Source organism: Kitasatospora sp. NPDC047058 (assembly GCF_040643935.1).
Lineage (GTDB): Bacteria > Actinomycetota > Actinomycetes > Streptomycetales > Streptomycetaceae > Kitasatospora.
On the sequence record NZ_JBEYVJ010000038.1, the window covers coordinates 21,198 to 39,982 of the forward strand.

Annotated in this window: 14 protein-coding genes, 1 rRNA gene and 1 riboswitch; of the genes, 2 read left to right on the forward strand and 13 right to left on the reverse strand. The window is 72.2% G+C overall.

The genetic code is table 11. The features are described from left to right. Positions 1-52: 52 nt before the first annotated feature. The gene (gcvP, locus tag ABZ885_RS08785; protein WP_360185147.1) at positions 53-2,953 is read right to left on the reverse strand and encodes an aminomethyl-transferring glycine dehydrogenase; all 2,901 of its coding nucleotides are present in this window, start codon (positions 2,951-2,953) and stop codon (positions 53-55) included. 239 nt (positions 2,954-3,192) lie between these two features. Beyond that, positions 3,193-3,297: riboswitch (glycine riboswitch) on the reverse strand. A 223-nt stretch (positions 3,298-3,520) separates the two neighbouring features. Here gcvP and ABZ885_RS08790 point away from each other — a divergent pair. Beyond that, on the forward strand, positions 3,521-4,753 hold the full coding sequence (locus ABZ885_RS08790) for a PRC and DUF2382 domain-containing protein (RefSeq protein WP_360185149.1): 1,233 nt from the start codon (positions 3,521-3,523) through the stop codon (positions 4,751-4,753). A gap of 196 nt (positions 4,754-4,949) precedes the next feature. Continuing rightward, positions 4,950-6,446, forward strand: a complete 1,497-nt coding sequence (locus tag ABZ885_RS08795; RefSeq protein WP_360185152.1) for an MFS transporter — start codon at positions 4,950-4,952, stop codon at positions 6,444-6,446. Positions 6,447-6,590: 144 nt separating this feature from the next. Here the strand turns inward: ABZ885_RS08795 and ABZ885_RS08800 are convergent, their stop codons facing one another. From ABZ885_RS08800 to rrf, 12 genes are all read right to left on the reverse strand, one after another. Then, positions 6,591-8,054 carry a DNA polymerase IV gene (locus ABZ885_RS08800; RefSeq protein WP_360185155.1) on the reverse strand — a complete coding sequence of 488 codons (1,464 nt, stop codon included), beginning with the start codon at positions 8,052-8,054 and terminating at the stop codon, positions 6,591-6,593. Positions 8,055-8,117: 63 nt separating this feature from the next. After that, a complete protein-coding gene (locus ABZ885_RS08805) occupies positions 8,118-8,792 on the reverse strand; it encodes an ElyC/SanA/YdcF family protein (RefSeq protein WP_360185175.1) in 675 nt (224 codons plus the stop codon). Positions 8,793-8,959: 167 nt separating this feature from the next. Next, positions 8,960-9,640: a MerR family transcriptional regulator gene (locus tag ABZ885_RS08810; protein ID WP_360185158.1), complete on the reverse strand. Its 681-nt coding sequence runs from the start codon at positions 9,638-9,640 to the stop codon at positions 8,960-8,962. Positions 9,641-9,935: 295 nt separating this feature from the next. Then, positions 9,936-10,412, reverse strand: coding sequence for a bifunctional nuclease family protein (locus tag ABZ885_RS08815; protein ID WP_360185161.1), 477 nt, complete (start codon positions 10,410-10,412; stop codon positions 9,936-9,938). 74 nt (positions 10,413-10,486) lie between these two features. Further along, positions 10,487-11,179, reverse strand: coding sequence for a MerR family transcriptional regulator (locus ABZ885_RS08820; protein ID WP_360185178.1), 693 nt, complete (start codon positions 11,177-11,179; stop codon positions 10,487-10,489). A gap of 182 nt (positions 11,180-11,361) precedes the next feature. Continuing rightward, positions 11,362-12,288, reverse strand: a complete 927-nt coding sequence (locus tag ABZ885_RS08825) for an FHA domain-containing protein (RefSeq protein ID WP_360185181.1) — start codon at positions 12,286-12,288, stop codon at positions 11,362-11,364. A 172-nt stretch (positions 12,289-12,460) separates the two neighbouring features. Then, the gene (locus ABZ885_RS08830; RefSeq protein ID WP_360185184.1) at positions 12,461-13,345 is read right to left on the reverse strand and encodes a DUF881 domain-containing protein; all 885 of its coding nucleotides are present in this window, start codon (positions 13,343-13,345) and stop codon (positions 12,461-12,463) included. A gap of 385 nt (positions 13,346-13,730) precedes the next feature. Continuing rightward, a complete protein-coding gene (locus ABZ885_RS08835; protein ID WP_030062488.1) occupies positions 13,731-14,063 on the reverse strand; it encodes a small basic family protein in 333 nt (110 codons plus the stop codon). Further along, positions 14,060-15,184 (reverse strand): DUF881 domain-containing protein, encoded by a 1,125-nt coding sequence (locus ABZ885_RS08840; RefSeq protein ID WP_360185164.1) that lies wholly within the window; start codon positions 15,182-15,184, stop codon positions 14,060-14,062. Before ABZ885_RS08840 ends, ABZ885_RS08835 begins: the two co-directional genes overlap by 4 nt. A 169-nt stretch (positions 15,185-15,353) precedes the next feature. After that, the gene (locus ABZ885_RS08845) at positions 15,354-17,849 is read right to left on the reverse strand and encodes a mannose-1-phosphate guanyltransferase (RefSeq protein ID WP_360185167.1); all 2,496 of its coding nucleotides are present in this window, start codon (positions 17,847-17,849) and stop codon (positions 15,354-15,356) included. A gap of 123 nt (positions 17,850-17,972) precedes the next feature. After that, on the reverse strand, positions 17,973-18,593 hold the full coding sequence (locus ABZ885_RS08850; RefSeq protein WP_360185170.1) for a CDP-alcohol phosphatidyltransferase family protein: 621 nt from the start codon (positions 18,591-18,593) through the stop codon (positions 17,973-17,975). Positions 18,594-18,693: 100 nt separating this feature from the next. Then, a 5S ribosomal RNA gene (gene rrf, locus ABZ885_RS08855) occupies positions 18,694-18,785 on the reverse strand; the annotation flags it as partial.

An 18,785-nucleotide genomic window follows, 5' to 3' on the forward strand; every position in this document is an offset into this window, starting at 1 on the left:
CGGAAACCCGCCGGGGCCCTGCTTCGTGCCGTCCTGAGCCGGACCGGGTACGTCAGACGCCGTACTCGTCCAGCGGCGGGCAGGAGCAGACCAGGTTGCGGTCACCGTAGGCGCCGTCGATCCGGCTGACCGGCGGCCAGTACTTGTCCGCCGGGTTCACGCCCGCCGGGAAGACCGCCTCCTGGCGCGAGTAGCCGTGCGCCCAGTCGCCGGCCAGCGTGGCGGCGGTGTGCGGGGCGTTGCGCAGCGGGTTGTCCTCGGCCGCCCACTCGCCCGAGCCGACCTTCTCGATCTCGGCCCGGATCTCGATCATCGCGTCGCAGAACCGGTCGATCTCGTGCAGGTCCTCGGACTCGGTCGGCTCGATCATCAGCGTGCCGGCCACCGGGAAGGACATCGTCGGCGCGTGGAACCCGTAGTCGATCAGGCGCTTGGCGATGTCGTCCACCGATACGCCGGTCTCCTTGGTGAGCGGGCGCAGGTCGATGATGCACTCGTGCGCGACCAGGCCGCCGGGGCCGGTGTAGAGCACCGGGTAGTGCGGGGCCAGGCGCTTGGCGACGTAGTTGGCGTTCAGCACCGCGACCTGGGTGGCGCGCTTGAGGCCCTCGCCGCCCATCAGCCGGACGTACGCCCAGGAGATCGGCAGGATGGCGGCCGAACCCCACGGCGCGGCCGAGATCGGGCCGACGCCGGTGGCCGGGCCGGCCTCCTCCTGCAGCGGGTGGTTCGGCAGGTACGGCGCGAGGTGCGCGCGCACCGCGACCGGGCCAACGCCCGGGCCGCCGCCGCCGTGCGGGATGCAGAAGGTCTTGTGCAGGTTCAGGTGCGAGACGTCCGCGCCGAACTTGCCCGGCTTGGCGAGGCCGACCAGGGCGTTCAGGTTGGCGCCGTCGACGTACACCTGGCCGCCGGCCTCGTGCACCATGGCGCAGATCTGGGTGATCTCGGTCTCGTACACGCCGTGGGTGGACGGGTAGGTGACCATCAGCACGGACAGGCTGTCGCGGTGCTGCTCGATCTTGGCCTTGAGGTCCTCGACGTCCACGTCGCCGTCGACCAGGGTCTTCACCACGACCACGCGCATGCCGGCCATCACGGCGGAGGCCGCGTTGGTGCCGTGCGCGGAGGACGGGATCAGGCAGACGTCGCGCTGGGTGTCGCCGTTGGCGTGGTGGTAGGCGCGGACGGCCAGCAGGCCGGCCAGCTCGCCCTGGGAGCCCGCGTTCGGCTGGATGGAGACGGCGTCGTAGCCGGTCACCTCGACCAGCTGCTGCTCCAGCTGGCGGATCAGGGTGAGGAAGCCCTGCGCCTGGTCGATCGGCGCGAACGGGTGCAGCTGGCCGAACTCCGGCCAGGTCACCGGCTCCATCTCGGTGGTCGCGTTGAGCTTCATGGTGCAGGAGCCCAGCGGGATCATGCCGCGGTCCAGCGCGTAGTCGCGGTCCGACAGGCGGCGCAGGTAGCGCAGCATGGCGGTCTCGGACCGGTGGCTGTGGAAGACCGGGTGGGTCAGGTACTCGTCCTCGCGCAGCAGCGCGGCCGGGAGCGCGTCGGCGCTCTCGGCGACCTCCACGCCCTCGACGCCGAACGCGGCCCAGACGCCGGCCAGGTGCTCGCGGGTGGTGGTCTCGTCGGTGGAGACCGAGATCCGGTCCTCGCCGTCCTGGTACACGTTGATGCCGTGCTCGCGGGCGGCCTCGGCGATCGCGGCGGCGCGGCCCGGGACGACGGCGGTGACGGTGTCGAAGAACTCGCCGTGCAGCAGCTCCACGCCCCCGGCCCGCAGGCCCTCGGCGAGGGCGGCGGCGTAGCGGTGGGTGCGGCGGGCGATGTCGGCCAGGCCGTCCGGGCCGTGGTAGACCGCGTACATCGAGGCCATCACGGCCAGCAGCACCTGGGCGGTGCAGATGTTGCTGGTGGCCTTCTCGCGGCGGATGTGCTGCTCGCGGGTCTGCAGCGCCAGGCGGTAGGCGCGGTTGCCGTCGACGTCGACGGAGACGCCGACCAGGCGGCCGGGCAGCGAGCGGGCGTACTCGGCGCGCACCGAGAGGTAGCCGGCGTGCGGGCCGCCGAAGCCCATCGGCACGCCGAAGCGCTGCGAGGTGCCGCAGGCGATGTCGGCGCCGAGCGAGCCGGGGGACTTCAGCAGGGTGAGCGCCAGCAGGTCGGCGGCGACGGCGACGACCGCGCCGAGGCCGTGGGCCTGCTCGATGACGGCGGTGAGGTCGCGGACCACGCCGGTGGCGCCCGGGTACTGGAGCAGCACGCCGAAGACGCCGCGCTCGGCGATCTCGGCCGGGATGCCCTCGGACAGGTCGGCGACGACGACCTCGACGCCGGTGGGCACGGCGCGGGTGTTGATCACCGCGACGGTCTGCGGCAGGGTCTCGGCGTCGACCAGGAAGACACCGCCCTTGACCTTGGTGACGCGGCGGGCGAGGGCCATCGCCTCGGCGGCCGCGGTGCTCTCGTCGAGCAGCGAGGAGCCGGAGGTCGGCAGGCCGGTCAGGTCGGAGACCAGGGTCTGGAAGTTGAGCAGCGCCTCCAGGCGGCCCTGCGAGATCTCCGGCTGGTACGGCGTGTACGCGGTGTACCAGGCCGGGTTCTCCAGGACGTTGCGCAGGACCACCGGCGGGGTGAAGGTGCCGTAGTAGCCCAGGCCGATCATCGGCTGGAGCACACGGTTGCGGCCGGCCAGCTCGCGCAGCTCGGCGAGGACCTGGGCCTCGCTGCGGCCGCCCGGGAGGTCCAGGCCGGTGATGGAGCGGATCGCCTCGGGCACGGCCGTGGCGGCGAGCTCGTCCAGCGAGCCGTAGCCGACCTGCGCCAGCATCTTCTCCTGTGCGGCGGCGTCGGGGCCGATGTGGCGGTTCTCGAAGGGACTGGCCAGCTCAAGCTCGGTGAGGGTCGAGGCGCCGGTGGGGCGTCCCGCGTTCGGCTGGGCGTTCATGGTGGTCGAGGCCTCCTGGTCACGGACCGGCGGGGGTACGCACGCCGGGCGGCTTGCCGCTGCGGACAACAGCGGAGCGGCCTGGGCGGGCGAACCCGACAGGCCTCCCCCTCTGTCATCGGGACCTGAGAGCTTCACCCGCACGGCGCGCCGTCGGCGCCCCGCCGGCTTGCACCGTCGGTGAGGGTGGTGTCCACCGGCTCCCTCGCCGGGGGTCCTGCCCTGCTTTCCAGAGTGACCTATCCCACACGGTACGGATGCCTGAGAGATTCCGGGGAGGAGTTGCTCCTTCGGCGCCCCGACCAGTGTCTTTGCACTGTCGGGGACTCTCCCGAGCGGGCTCGGCGGTCGCGCCCAGGGTACCAGCGGGACGCCCTCCGATCACGGGTGCACCCGGTCACTCCGGCAGGTCGCCCGTGACCCGTACGGCGCAGCGCCGGGCCCGTCCGGCCCCACCCCGGTCGCGGGCGCCCGGTTCATGGCTTTTGGTGTGAAGTGGCGGATGGGACGGGCGGGCCGGCCGCCGGCCTGCGGGCGTTCCGCAGGCGCAGCGCACTGGAGGAAAGAGTGCAGACCGATATCGACCCCCGGGACCTCATCGGCCACAAGGCGGTCGACCGCAACGGAGACAAGATCGGCACGGTCGACGAGGTGTATCTGGACGACGCCACCGGACAGCCCGAGTGGGCCGCGGTCCGGACCGGCATCTTCGGCCGGGACGCCTTCGTCCCCCTGACCACGAGCGAGTTCTCCGGCGACGAGCTGCGGGTGCCGTACGACAAGTCGCTGGTGAAGGAGTCACCGGACTTCGGCGTGGGCCAGCACCTCTCGCCCGCCCAGGAGCTCCAGCTGTACCGCTACTACGGGCTGGACACCCCGTTCGACGGGCGCCCCGCGGGCGAGGGCTCCGGCTCGCAGCCGGCCGACCTGGACTTCGGCGCCGTCCCACCCGCGGTCCCGGCGGCAGCGGCGGGCACGGCCGCCGTCGGCGCCGCGGCGGCGGCGGGCACCACGGAGAAGCCCGCGGAGAAGCCCGCGGACTCCCGGGCCCCCGTGTCCACCGCCAAGCCGCTCGCCGCCCACCCGGCCGACGCCGCGGCCCCCGCCCCCCACACCACCAGCCCGGCGGCCGATTCCGGCAAGCCGTCCGACTCCGCCACGGAGGCCAACGTGCGCACCCTCACCACCCCCGCGCCGGCCGCCCCCGCGGCACCGGCCGCCCCCTCCACCACCCACGCCGCGAACGGCACCACCGGCCAGCACGGCACCGCCGGCCAGCACGGCACGGCTCCGGCGCAGACGGGCGCCGCCGCGGGCCCGACCGGTCCGGCGGAGTCCGCACCCGGCGGCCCGGTGGAGATCACCTGCCGCGAGGAGCGCCTGGACATCACCACCGAGTGGCACGTCCTGGGCACCGCGAAGCTGCGCAAGTACGTGACCACCGAGCCGGTGGAGCGCCGGGTCCCGGTGGTCCGCGAGCGGGTCCGGGTGGAGCGGATGCCGGTCGGCGAGGCGGAGCGGTCCTCGATCAGCGAGCAGGACATCGCCGAGGCCGTGGAGGAGGTCACCCTGCGCGAGGAGCGCCCGGTGGTCCGCAAGTACCTGGCCCCGGTCGAGCGGGTGCGCCTGGTGGTCGAGCGGTACACCGCCGAGGAGGTGATCCGGGACGACCTGCGCCGCGAGCACGTCGAGGTGCACGACCACACCGGCACCGCCCCGGCCCGGGACGAGGCGCCACCCTCCGCCCGCGGGGCCGCGGACGAGCCGCAGCACGGACCCTCGCTCCGACCGCTCGGCTGACCCGTCCCGCCCGGCCCGCCCGGCCGGCCCGCCGCGCGAAGGGGCCCAGGACCAGCAGGTCCGGGGCCCCTTCGGCATGCCTCCTGACGCAACTGCTTCGACTTTGCCAAAGCTTCACCGATCGATATTTGACACAATGAAGTATCTCCCTGCATGGTTACTTCAGTTCATTCACTATGTACGGGAGGAAGCAACCGTGAGTGAGGCACCACAGCCCACCACCGCGGCCGAGAAGCAGAGCAGCGCCCGGGTCCTGCCGGCCCTCATCCTGGCGATGCTGTCGTTCAGCGTGGTGCAGACCGCGGTCGTCCCGATCCTGCCCTCGCTGGCCCGGGAGCTCGGCGTCTCCGGCTCCAGCATCACCTGGCTGATGACGGCCAACCTGCTCTCCGCCGCCGTGCTGACCCCCCTGCTGGGCCGCTTCGGTGACCTGCGCGGCCGCAAGCCGATGCTGCTGATCTCGCTGACCGGTCTGGTGGCGGGCTCCGCGCTCGCGGTCAGCACCCACTCCTTCACCTGGCTGGTCGTCGCCCGCGTCCTCCAGGGCGCCGGCGGTGGCGTGCTCCCGCTGGCGATCAGCATCGTCCGCGACGAGCTGCCGAAGCAGAAGGTGACCGGCGGCGTCGCCGCCATCAGCGCCTCGATGGGCGTCGGCAGCGGCCTCGGCCTGGTCGCCACCGGTCTGCTGCTGGAGCACTGGAGCTACAAGTCGATCTTCTGGATGGGCCTGGTCTTCGGCCTGATCGCGGTCGCCCTGGTCGCCCTGCGGGTGCCGACCGACCCGGTCACCGACAAGGAAGGCGGCGCCGACCCGCTCGGCGCGCTCACCCTGGCCGGCTGGCTCTCCGCCCTGCTGGTCGCGGTCAGCCAGGGCAACAACTGGGGCTGGACCTCCACCAAGACGCTCGGCCTGTTCGCCGTCGCCGCCGTGGTCGCCCTCGTCTGGGGCGTCATCGAGGTCAAGGTGAAGCACCCGCTGGTGGACATGAAGATGATGTCCCGCCCGGCCGTCGCCTTCACCAACCTGGCCGGCCTGCTGATCGGCTTCGGCATGTACGGCTCGTTCATGGTGATCAGCAACTTCGCCCAGACCCCGGAGAAGTTCGCGCACTACGGCTTCACCGCCACCGTGCTGCACGCCGGCGTCATGCTGCTGCCCTCCGCCGTCGGCTCGATGGTCGCCGCCCCGCTGGGCGCCCTGCTGATCGCCCGTCGCGGCCCGCGTCTGCCGCTCGTCCTCGGTGGCGTGCTCGGCGCCGTCGCGATGGCCTACCTGGCCCTGCGCCACAGCCACGAGGCCGACATCTACACCGCCTCGGCGATCTTCGGTCTGGGCATCGGCCTCGCCTTCTCGGCGATGCCCGCCTACATCAACGGCGCCGTCCCGGTCGAGCAGAGCGGCATCGCCAACGGCATGAACGCCGTGCTGCGCACCGTCGGTGGCGCCATCGGCACCGCCGTGATGGCCGCGATCCTGACCGGCGACACCATGAAGCTGCCGCCGAAGATCCCGCTGCTGCTGCCCACCCTGGACGCCTACAAGCACGCGTTCTGGACCGCCGCCGCGGTCTGCGTGATCGCCGGCGCCGTCCCCTTCCTGATCCGCACCATCAAGCCGACCACCACCGTGGCCGCCGGCAACGAGGTCGCGGACCTGGACTCCAGCCCCCGGCTGGCCAAGACCGACGCCTGACGAGGCGTCCACCCCCCGCGCCCAGGGACAGGGCGCGGGGGACCGGTCCCCGAAGGGTCGACGAGGGCATCGCGACCGTCCGAGGCCGGACACTCCGAAGCGGCCCCACCCGGCCCCCCTGCCGGGTGGGGCCGCTCCGTGCGTTCAGCCCCCGGCCGTCGCCGCACTCCCGCCGTCTCCGGGGTCTCCCGCGTCCCCGCCGTCCGTACCGTCCGTGCCGTCGCCACTGCCCCCGCCGGCGCCGCCGTCATCGCCGCGCAGCGGCAGCGGACGCGCGGGCTCCAGCGCCGGGTCGTCCACCGCGAAGGTCCGCACCCGCCCCGGCCCGCTCCACGGCGTCTCGAAGCGCACCGTCACCCGCCCCACACCACTGCCCTGCACCCATCCGGGCCCGAGCTCCGCGTGCCGCACGTCCTGCCCCGGCATCCAGTGCCGCACCGCGGGTCCGGCCGGCTCGGCCGGGCCCTCCTCCTCGTCCCCGGCCGCCTCCGGCTCGCCCGCCTCCTCCCGGACCGCCTGCGCGAACAGGTCCTCCTGGGTGTAGTCGGCCAGCTGCGACACCCCGACGCCGAGCAGCCGCACCCCGCCCGTGATGTCCACCTGCGAGGCCAGCCGGCGGGCCGTCTCGGTGATCACCGTCTCGTCGTCCGTCGGCCCGCGCAGCGTCTCCGAACGGGTCAGCGTGGAGAAGTCGAACCGCCGGACCTTGAGCACCACCGTCCGCCCCGACCTGCCCGCCGACCTCAGCCGCCGCACGCACCGCGCGGCCAGCACCTCCACCTCGCGCAGCACCCGGTCCCGGTCGGCCAGGTCCACCTCGAAGGTGTCCTCCACCGACACCGACTTGGCGTCCTGGTCGGCCACCACCGGCCGGTCGTCCAGGCCTATGGACATCGCGTACACGCCGCTGCCGTGCGCCTTCCCGAGCAGCTGCACCAGCTCCGCCTCCCCCGCCTCGGCGAGGTCGGCCACCGTGTTCAGGCCGGCCCGGCGCAGCACCTGCTCGGTGGCCGGGCCGATGCCGGGCAGCGCGCGCACCACCATCGGCCCGAGCACCGCCCGCTCCTGGCCGGGCTCGATCAGCACCAGCCCGTCCGGCTTGGCCTGCTCGGAGGCGATCTTCGCCATCAGCTTGGACCCGGCCGCCCCGACCGAGGCGGTCAGCCCGGTGCGCCGCCGGATGTCCGCCCGGAGGTCCTCCGCCAGGGCCAGCACCAGCCGCTCCCCCGTCCCGTGGTCCGCCTCCCCCAGCACCGGGCCGTACGGACCGGCCTCCAGGTCGACGAAGGCCTCGTCCAGGCTGAGCGGCTGGACCAGCGGCGACAGCTCCCGCAGCAGGCCCATCACCAGCTCGCTCACCTGCCGGTAGGCCTCGAAGCGCCCGGACAGGAACGCCGCGTTCGGGCAGAGCCGGCGCGCCTGCGCCATCGGCATCGCCGAGTGCACACCGAACCTCCGGGCCTCGTACGAGGCCGTGGAGACCACCCCGCGCCCGCCCAGACCCCCGACGATCACCGGCTTCCCGCGCAGGCTCGGCTTGGCCGCCTGCTCCACCGCCGCGAAGAAGGCGTCCATGTCGAGGTGGATGATGCTCGGCAGTGACCGCACCCGCCGATCATGCCGCACGGGTCCGACAGTCCGTCCGAACCCGGCCGCCGGCCCTCCCCGGGATCAGCGCTGCGGCGCCCGGGCGGCGTCCGCCAGCGCCCGGGGGATGCCCTCCTCCTTGGGTCCCAGGAACAGCGGATCGGGCCGCAGCCAGGCGTTCAGCGCCGCCTTGCCCGCCCCCGGGATCTCCCGCAGCCCGCCGTACAGCCAGGTGCCGTCGTGCAGCTCCGGCACCCCCACCGCGTACGCGTCGATGCCGGCCGCCTCGCACAGCGCCAGCGCCCGCCGGACGTGGAAGTCCTGGCTGACCAGCACCGCCCGGTCCACCCCGAAGATCCGCTTCGCCCGGGTGCACGAGTCCCAGGTGTCGAAGCCCGCGTAGTCGCCCACCACCCGTACCTGCGGCACCCCGTGCTCGACCAGGTACGCCTGCATCGCGTCGGTCTCGTCGTAGCTGTCCCGCCCGTTGTCGCCGGTGACCAGGATCGCCTGCACCTTCTGCTCCCGGTACAGGTCGACCGCCGCGTCCAGCCGGTGCGCCAGATACGGCGACGGCCTGCCCTCGAACAGGCCCGCGCCGAACACCACCGCCACCGGGGCCTGCGGCGCGCTCGCCACCGTGCCGACCCGGTCCCCCGCCGAGATCCACAGCCACGCGCTCGGCGCCAGCGCCACCGCGCAGCCCGCCGTGACGAGCTGGAAGATCCGGCGCTGGGTGCGCCGCTGCCCCAGCCGCACGCCGAGTCGCAGCGCCCTCCGCCGCAGCAGGCCGGGTATACCGGTGCCGAACCGCACGAACTCCCCCTTGCCTCGGTTCACCCGGCACGACCGGGTCCACCAGGCACGACGAGGCCGCGGGCCGGACGGTTCCCCGCCCACGGCCCGCGGCCTCGTCAACGTGCTGTTCAGACCGCCCGGTTGCGGCGCTGCGCCAGTTCGTCCCCCGGATCGTGCCCGACCACGGTCTCACCGGTGTCGGTCCGCTCGGCGTGCAGCCGGCCGAGGGACAGCTCCAGCTCCTGCCAGACCGCGCCGACCGCGATGCCGAACACGCCCTGACCACCCTTCAGCAGGTCGACCACCTGCTGCGGCGTGGTGCACTCGTACACCGTGGCGCCGTCGCACATCAGCGTCAGCCCGGCCAGATCGGCCACCTCGGCGGCCTGCAGGTGGGCGACCGCCACCCGGATGTTCTGCAGCGAGACACCGGCGTCCAGCAGCCGCTTCACGATCTTCAGCAGCAGGATGTCGCGGAAGCTGTACAGCCGCTGGCTGCTCGCCGGGTAGACCGAACGGACGCTGGGTTCGAGCAGCCCGGTCCGGGCCCAGTAGTCGAGCTGGCGGTAGGTGATCCCGGCCGCCGCGCAGGCCGTCGGCCCGCGGTAGCCGATCAGCTCCGACGTCGGTGCGAGCCGCTCCGACGTCGGTGCGAGCCGCTCGATGGCGGGCTGGCCGGCCTGGACGGCCGGGAACCGGCTCACCCGGGGCAGGTCCGTCCGGGGCAGGTCCGTCACGGTACGGGAGGTGCGCGGCAGGTGTACGGCGCACAGGCCTCCTACGGCCGCGTCATCGCCGGTGCCGGTCATGCCTACCTCCGTCCACTCATGCTGCGGGCAGCCCGAAAGCTGCGGGGACAGACACCCGGGCAGCCACTCCTGACGGTAGGCAGTCCCCCATGACCCGTCAACGATCGCCACGCCGGGCCCGACAAACCACGTCACTCGGGAGAGTGGTTTTTCGTTCCCCTAGTGTGGGTAGGTAGACGCAGTTTGGCAAAACGGCCGAACGTATACGGCACGAGCCCGTGCCCCAGGGCCTCCCGGGCCCCGACGGGCCGTACGCCGGTCACCGCCGTGGGCCGGCCACCACGGTGCGGGCCGGCTACTGCGGCGTGCCGCCGCCGAAGTCCTCGGGCGAGACCTGGTCGAGGAACTCGCGGAACTTCTCGACCTCGTCCTCCTGCTCGTCCGGGATCGCGATGCCCGCCTCGGCGAGCACCTCCTCGCTGCCGTAGATCGGCGTGCCGGTGCGCAGCGCCAGGGCTATCGCGTCGGACGGCCGGGCGCTCACCTCGACCCCGCCGGCGAACACCAGCTCGGCGTAGAACACGCCCTCCCGCAGATCGGTGATCCGCACCTCGGTGAGCTGCTGGCCGAGCGCCTCCAGGACGTCCTTGAAGAGGTCGTGCGTCAACGGGCGCACCGGCGTCATGCCCTGCTGGGCGAACGCGATCGCGGTCGCCTCACCGGGGCCGATCCAGATCGGCAGGTAACGGTCGCCCCCGACCTCACGCAGCAGCACGATCGGCTGGTTGGAAGGCATCTCCACCCGGACACCCACGACGTCGAGCTCATTCACACAGGCAACCCTATGGCCCTTGCCCCGGATATGAAAGCGCAGGACCGACGGCGCTGGTCAGCGGGGTCGGCCGGTCAGGAACGGGTCCGCAGACCGGCCTGCACCATGGCCGCGTGCAGCCGGACGGAGAGCGTCGCCAGCTCCCGGGCGGTGGCCTCGGCGTGCGCCCTGGTCTGCGGGTTCCGGTGCCGCCGCAGCGGCGCCACCACCTGCTCGACGAGTGCGATCTCGCGGTCGGCGGCCGCCTTCATGGCCCGCAGGTGGCGGGGTTCCAGCCCGTACCGGCCCAGCTCCGCGACCAGCCGGGCGACCTGCAGCGCCTCGCCGTCGTAACCGCCGTCCGGGCCGGGCGCGACCAGCCCGTACGACTCCCACTCGACCAGCTCGCGCTCGCCGGCTTCCGCGGCCGCCAGCAGCTCGGCCCGGCCCAGCCGGACCCCGGCCGACGCCTCGGCACCCGCCACCAGCTCGCGGTCCGCCTCCTCCAGCGGCCCGGGCCGGGCGTCGGCCGGGGGCAGCGCGGGCGGGTTCTCACCGCGCTCGATCGCGTCCAGGTGCTCGCGGATCACCCGCAGCGGCAGGTAGTGGTCGCGCTGCATCCGCAACACGTACGCCAGCCGCTCGACGTCGGCCGGACTGAACTTGCGGTACCCCGAGGGCGTGCGCTGCGGCTCGACCAGGCCCTCCGCCTCCAGGAACCTGATCTTGGAGATGGTGACCTCGGGGAAGTCGTCCCGCAGGTAGGCCAGTACCGCACCGATGCTCAGCAGCTCGTCGCCGCCGCGCCGCCGCCCGCCCCCGGCGGGCCGGTCCGGACGGACCGGCTGCCTGGGGGCCGCGACCACGCCCCGCGCGCCCTGGTCCGGCAGTGGACCGGACGGCGCGGGGGTGGCCGCCCCGAGGGGTGAAGGGGTGTTCGCGGTCACTCGGGCTCCTGCCGACGTTGGTTTCAGTACCCCCGGTGGTGGCTGGCGAAGAAGACCAGCCGGTACTTCCCGATCTGCACCTCGTCACCGTTGTTCAGCGGCACCTCGTCGATCCGCTCCCGGTTGACGTAGGTGCCGTTGAGGCTGCCCACGTCCGCAACGGTGAAGCCGCCGCCGGGCGTCCGGCGGAACTCCACGTGCTTGCGCGAGACCGTGACGTCGTCCAGGAAGATGTCGCCCTGCGGGTGACGCCCGGCCGTGGTCTTGTCCGAGTCCAGCAGGAACCGGCTGCCCGAGTTCGGGCCGCGCTGGACGATCAGCAGGGCCGAGCCGGCCGGCAGCGCGTCGATCGCCGCCAGCACCTCGGCCGAGAGCGCCGGCGTGGCACCGGTGCCGGTCGTGGTGTTGGGGTCGTACGACTCCAGGCCGGAGATCGAGATGGTCGACGTGGTCTCCGCCGCCCCCTCGGGCAGCCCGCCGCCGCGCAGCGCCGTACCGCAGTTGGAACAGAAGCGGGCCGCGGCAGGGTTCTGGTTGCCGCACCTGGGGCACGGAGTGGGGCCAGCCATGTTCACAGCCTCCTGGCGCGGCACACCCGACGGGTTGTGCCCGGCGTACGGATCCGGGGCAAACCCTCCACCAGAGGTTGAGGGTCCTGACTGGAAACCTATGCGCGGGTCGCCGGAAGGGTCAACCGACGCGCCGTAGCCCGCCGGATTCGCCGCGAACTGCTGGTCGGCGCCGTCCCGGAAGAGCGGACGCTCCGCGTACTCCACCCCCTCGGGGGCGGGGCGCATGCCCGGCACGCCGGGCTCTTCGTCGGCCCGACGGTGACGCGCGGTGGGTGCCTCGACGGCAACCGCGTCACGGTCCTTGCTACGGCCGAACAACTTCGAGAAGAAACTCACGGGCGAATCCCCTTGCGTGTGACAGACCCGCCCGCGGGGCAGGGTGAGAACCTCGGACAGGCTGCGGGCCCGGTCGTGGATCGGGCCGGCTGGAGTGGTACTCCGACGTGTGGTGCTCCGGTGTGTGCTGGTGTGGACCAGTCTCGTCCACGTGACGGCGGCGCCCCGCACCGGGGGCCGCCCGCAGGTGACGGGCCGTTCGGCCGGTACCCCGTCACTTCGGAGCCGGCTTGGCGTACTGCGGCGTCTTCAGATCGACGAGGGCGTCGACGACCACCTTCTGCTGCTGGGAGATGGTCGCGCGCGCCTGATGGCTCTCCAGCGTGCGGACCACACCTCCCGGGATGTTCAGCGCGGGTGTGAGGTCCTGCGGGTTCCCCACGACGGTGAAGCGATAGGGCTGCGAGACCTTCTTGCCGTCGATCTGCACACCGCCGCCGGACACGTCCGTGAAGTAGGTGTTGACCACCACGCGCACATCGTTGATCTGAATCGCCTCCGCCCCCGCCGCTCGGAGTTCCTGCAGGGTGTCCAGCAGCATATCCGCCTTCACCTGCCCTTGGGGATCATCGACCGTGAGTACGATGCCCGGACCAGTGGCTTTGACGGTTCCTGCGAGCACACCGAGCTCCGTCACCTTCTTCCTGGTCTGTTCCTGGGCTTCCTTGGCCTGGTTGGAGCTATTCTCCAACTTCGCCAGGGACTGCTCCAGCTCCGCCTTCTCCTGTTGGAGACGCTGCTGGCGGCTGTCCAGTTCGTCGAGGATCCGCACAAGATCCTCCTGACGGGCGCCGCGCAGCTGGCTGTGGTGGTCGTTGGTCGAGCGGACCTGGATCGCCAGGGCCAGGCCCAGCGAGAAGAGCAGCAGCGCCACCACCAGCTGGCCGCGCGAGAGCCGCGGCGGCCAGAGCGCCGCCTTCAGCCGGCGGCGGCCCGCGCCGCGGTCCACGGCGGCCGGGGCGGGCTCCTCGGCGACGGGCTCCTCGGCGACGGACTGCGGCTGAGGCTCGGGCTCACGCGCAGGCACGGCCTCGGGCTTCGCCTCAGGCGCCGGCGCCGGCGCCGGCTCATGCTCGGGCTCGGACTCGGGCTCGCTCACGGCCTCCGGCTGCGGCTCCGGTTCCACGTCCTGAGCCCCGGGCTCGGCCTCGGGGTCGGGCGTGTCCTCGGGCTCGGCCTCGGCCTCAGGCGTGTCCGTGAGCTCGGCCTCGGCCTCCGGCGCCTCCGGCTCCCCGTCCGGCTGCTCCTGAGCATCCGCGGCCGGCTCCACCGGCTCCGCGGCCTTCACCGGCTCGGCCCGCTCGACCGGCCCGACCGGCTCGACCGGCTTCGCGGGCGTCTTCTCCGCCGCCGGCGCCTTCGCCGGCGCCACTGCGCCGCGCTCCTCCGCGCCGTCCTTGCGCACGTCGTCGCGCACGTCCTCGCGCACGTCGTCTCCTGCCCGTCCGTCCGCCTGCTTCTCGTCCGCCGGCCCGCGGCCCTGCTCAGGCGCGGAAGACATGGCGCCTGATCGCAGCGGCGTTGGAGAAGATGCGGATGCCGAGGACGACGACCACGCCGGTGGACAGCTGCGAGCCGACGCCCAGCTGGTCACCGAGGAAGACGATCAGCGCCGCGACCACCACGTTCGAGAGGAAGGAGACGATGAACACCTTGTCGTTGAAGATCCCGTCCAGCATCGCCCGGACACCGCCGAACACGGCGTCGAGCGCCGCAACCACCGCGATCGGCAGGTACGGCACGACGGCGTCCGGAACCTCGGGCTGGACGAAGAGTCCGACGACCACCCCGATCACGAGACCCAGTACGGCAATCACGGTCTAGCTGCTCCTGTCCCTGCAGAGGACGACCCGCTCGTGGTCGCCGTGGGCGTGTGGGCTGTCGTGGTCTTCGCGGACCCGCTCGGCGGGCGCTTCCCGGTGCTCTGCGCACTCGGCCTGGCCGACGGCGACGGGCTCGCGGACGGGCTCTCCCCGGCGCCGGCCGAGGCCGTGGCGCTCGGGGCGGTGGCGGACGGACTCGCCGGCTGGCCGGCGGTCGGGCTCGCCGTCGGCGAGACCTCCGGCGTGGCGGGCTGGGCGGTCCGCAGCGTGACGCCCACCGCTGCGGGCAGCGTCAGCTTCTTCTGCGCGGAGATCGTCGACTTGATGCCGTACTTCTCCTGCAGCAGGCGCAGGTACTGGCCCGCCATGTGGCTCTCGAAGGCGCCGACCAGCTTGGGCCCGTCCCCGAGCGCCTGCACGTTGTACGGCGGGACGAGCGGCCGGTTGTCCACCAGGACCGCCTCGCCCGCGGCGCGGATCGCGGAGAGCGCGGTGAGCCGCTGCCCGTTGATCGAGATCGCCTCCGCGCCGGACTCCCAGAGGCCGTTCACCACCAGTTGCAGGTCCCGGTCCCGCAGCCGGCCGCTGTTGGAGAAGCCCTGCCCGGCCCGCGGGTCGACGTTCCCCCCGGCGCCGGTGCCGGCCGCGTCCTCGAGGATCAGCTTGATCCCCGGGCCGGTGACCTCGGCCAGTCCGACCGCGCCCGCCAGGGCGGCCGGGTCCGCGTCCCCCGAGGCCAGCGCCTGCTGCTGCGTGCTGTCGACCCTGCGCCGCAGGTCCTGCACCTGCTGCTGCAGGCGGTCCGCCGATGCGTTGCTGTCGTTGATCCGGTGGATCAGCGCGTCGCGCTCCTTGGCGAGCGTCGGCTCGGCCTTGCGCGCGTTCACCGCGCCGATCGTCACCACCACCCCCACCAGGGCCAGCCCGGCGCCCAGCGTGAGCAGGCCCCGGGCCGTGCCGGGTATCCGGCTGTCGCGGTCCCCGCCGCGGGCCGCGGCGGCCTCCGCGTATCCCTCGTCCAGGCCGTGGTCCATCACATTGGTCAGCAAGGACATCGAGGCGTCCGGACGGTTGTACCGTCCGTTGCTGGCACTCGGCGTCGGCGTCGCTGGCATGCGGACCATCGTCCCACGTCGACGGAGGGCCCCGAACACACCCCCTGACCTGCGTACTCACCAGAAGCGACAGATCGTACGAAAACGCTATAGAACAGACAAGGGCGGACACGAACGGGGCGGGCGACACCAGCCGCCCGCCCCGCCGCCGTTCCGTTGGCTCGTCAGGTCACCGCCCGGCGCCGTCGACCACCGCCGCCCACTCGTCCAGCAGCGCCTCGGTCGCCTCGTCGTCCGGGCCCTCCGCCCAGAGGTGGGTGACCGCCTCGGCCGGGTCGGGCAGGACCAGCGTCCACCGCCCGTCCGCCTCGACCACCCGGACGCCGTCCGTGGTGTCCAGCCGCCGGCTGCCGGCCGCCTCCACCACCGAGCGCATGACCATGCCCTTCGCCGCCCAGGGCGTCGCGATGTCCCGCCGCCGGATGTGCGCCTGCGGGATGCGCGCGTCGATCTGGCTCAGCGTGAGCTGGGTCCGGGCCACCAGCCCGACCAGCCGCACGAACGCCGCCGCCCCGTCCAGCACCCCGCTGAACTCGGGCACCACGAAGCCGCCCCGCCCGTCGCCGCCGAACACGGTGCCCTCGGCGGCGGCCGCCTTGGCCAGGTCGTCCGGCGTGGTCGTGGTCCAGATGACCTGCGTGCCGTGGTACGCCGCCACCTGCTCGGCGATCCGGGTCGTGGTCACCGGCAGAGCCACCTGCCCGCTCCGCCGCTCGGCCGCGACCAGGTCGAGCAGCACCAGCAGCGCGCGGTCGTCGTCGATCACCCGGCCCAGCTCGTCCACGAAGGCCACCCGCTCGCCGACCGGGTCGAAGCGGACGCCGAAGGCCGCCCGCGAGGACGCGACCAGCTCGCCCAGCCTGGCCAGCCCCGCCCGGCGCTCCTCGGCGTCCTCGGTCGGCCGTGCCTCGTCCAGCCCGCTGGAGACGGTGAGCGCCTCCACCCCGAGCCGGCCGAGGATGCTCGGCAGAACGAGCCCCGCGCTGCCGTGCGCGGTGTCCACGACCACCTTGAGGCCGGCCTCGCGGACGCCCGTGGTGTCGATGGTCCGCAGCAGATTGCCCGCGTAGGAGTCGAAGACGCTGGACGGGAAGGTCAGGTCCCCGATCTCGCCCGGGAAGGCCCGCCGGTACTCCTGGCGCGCGTACACGCGGTCCAGCTTGCGTTGGCCGGCCTGCGAGAGGTCGGCCCCGCGCTCGTCGAAGAACAGGATGTCCAGCGAGTCCGGCACCCCGGGCGTGGTCCGCAGGAAGATCCCGCCGGCACTCCCCCGCGCGGTGTGCTGCCGGGCCACCGGCATCGGTACGTTCTCCAGGTCCCGGACGTCGATCGCGCTCGTCTGCAGCGCCGAGATCATCGCCCGTTTGAGCGCACGCGCACCACGCGAGTGGTCACGCGCAATGGTGACGGTGGCACCCTTCTTCAGCGTGGTCGCGTACGCACCCGCCAGCCGCACGGCCAGCTCCGGCGTGATCTCGACGTTGAGGATGCCCGAGACGCCGCGCAGTCCGAAGAGGTGCTCCTGCCCGCGGGACTCCCAGATCACCGAGGTGTTGACGACCGCACCGGCCTCGATGGTCTTGAACGGGTACACCCGGACGTTGGCCGCGATCATCGACTCCTCGCCGATCAGGCACTCGTCCCCGATCACCGCGCCGTCCTCGAGCCGCGCGGCCCGCATCACGTCGGTGTTCTTGCCGACCACGCAGCCCCGCAGATTGCTCTGCGGTCCGACGTACACGTTGTCGTGGACGACCGCCTTGTGCAGGAACGCGCCGCGTTTCACGACCACGTTGCTGCCGAGCACGGTGTGCTCGCGGATCTCCACGCCGGCTTCGACCTTGGCGTAGTCCCCGATGTACAACGGCCCGCGGAGCACCGCCTCCGGGTCCACCTCGGCCCCTTCGGCCACCCAGACGCCGGGCGAGATCTCGAAGCCGTCGAGCTCGACGTCGACCTTGCCCTCCAGGACGTCCGCCTGGGCCTTGCCGTAGCTCTCGTGGGTGCCGACGTCCTCCCAGTAGCCCTCGGCCACGTACCCGTAGACCCGCTTGCCCTCCTTCAACAGCTGCGGGAACACGTCGCTCGACCAGTCGACCGACTCCCCCGCCGCCACGTAGTCGAAGACCTCGGGCTCCATCACATAGATACCGGTGTTCACCGTGTCGGAGAAGACCTGCCCCCAGGTCGGCTTCTCCAGGAACCGCTCGACCCGCCCCTCGTCATCGGTGATCGTGATACCGAACTCGAGGGGATTCGGGACCCGGGTGAGGCATACCGTGACCAGTGCGTTCTTGCTGCGGTGAAACTCGATCAATTCCGAGAGATTGAAGTCGGTCAGCGCGTCACCGGAGATCACCAGAAAGGAGTCGTCCTTGAGCGCGTCCTCGGCGTTCTTGACACTCCCCGCAGTGCCGAGCGGCGTCTCCTCATTGGCATAGGTGAGATGCATACCCAACTCTTCGCCGTCACCGAAGTAGTTCTTGACCAGCGAGGCCAGGAACTGGACGGTCACGACGGTGTCGGAGAGACCGTGCCGCTTCAGCAGCCGAAGCACGTGCTCCATGATCGGGCGGTTGGCCACGGGTAGCAGCGGCTTCGGCATGCTGGAGGTCATCGGGCGGAGTCGGGTGCCTTCGCCCCCTGCCATGACAACGGCTTTCATTACGGGTGCGTCCTCCTTCGCGGTGGTGGACCTGCAGGTCCATCAAACCGTTCCAGAGGTGGTCTACCCGGAAGATATGGTCCGACGCACCGTGGCGTCGTGGGACTTCTCTCAGATCACGTCTCAGACTGTGGACGCGGAGGACGCTGCGCCGGCCCGGATGATCTGTCTCACCTGCACCGCGTAAAGAATGGCGGCCCACCAGTACAGCGTGGTCCCCCACCAGATGAAGGCCCAGCTGACCACCTCGGCCGGCCGCGCGATCCAGCTGTCCCCGGTGCCGAGCAACAGGAGCGGAAAAGCGTACATCAGATTGAATGTCGCGGCCTTGCCGAGGAAACTCACCTGCAACGGCCCGTAGCCGTGCCGGTTGAGAATGGGCAGCAGCGCCGCGATAAACAGCTCACGGGCCAGCAGGACGGCCGTCAGCCACCACGGCAGGATCTCACGCCAGGTCAGGCCGACCAGGGTGGACAGCACATAGAGCCGGTCCGCCAGCGGGTCGAGCAGCTGCCCGACCCGGCTGATCTGCCCCCACCTGCGGGCCAGCTTTCCGTCCAGGTAATCGCTGACGCCGCTCAGCATCAGGATCAGCAACGCCCAGCCGTCATTGTTCGGCCCGCCGAACACCGGCCAGAGAATCAGCCAGAGGAAGAGCGGAACGCCGACCAGCCGGCCCATGCTCAGCAGGTTGGGGATGGTGAGGACGCGATCGGTCTGGACCCGCGTCTCCTGGACCTCCACCCGGGGGCCTCCTGTACCGTGTGACGACTTTTGCAACGTTGACCCTACAGCAGAAAAGCCCCCGACCGGTTCCCCGGGCGGGGGCTTCTCTCGAAGAATTGTTCGGCGGCGTCCTACTCTCCCACAGGGTCCCCCCTGCAGTACCATCGGCGCTGTGAGGCTTAGCTTCCGGGTTCGGAATGTAACCGGGCG